This window comes from Bacillus cereus group sp. N12, from assembly GCF_016483575.1.
GTDB classification, from domain to species: Bacteria; Bacillota; Bacilli; order Bacillales; family Bacillaceae_G; genus Bacillus_A; species Bacillus_A toyonensis.
This window is the reverse complement of sequence record NZ_JAEHBO010000308.1, coordinates 1-227: the sequence shown is the minus strand read 5'-3', so window position 1 is coordinate 227 and position 227 is coordinate 1. Positions and strand designations below refer to the sequence as shown.

Genomic DNA, 227 nt, shown 5'->3' with positions numbered 1-227 from the left:
TGGGCCTAAATGGACTCGAACCATCGACCTCACGCTTATCAGGCGTGCGCTCTAACCAGCTGAGCTATAGGCCCATACAAATTGCAGGATTTATTTATATCATATCCTCATTTAAGAGTCAATATTGAATTGAACTCTCAAAACTAAACGAAAACGAAACACGGAAACTTATATTGATGAACAGCGTTCATCAATTCTCCATAGAAAGGAGGTGATCCAGCCGCACC

At 41.9% G+C, this 227-nt stretch carries 1 tRNA gene; it reads right to left on the bottom strand.

What is annotated here, in order from left to right:
• A tRNA-Ile gene (locus JDS92_RS30600) sits at positions 1-74 on the bottom strand.
• Positions 75-227: the final 153 nt, after the last annotated feature.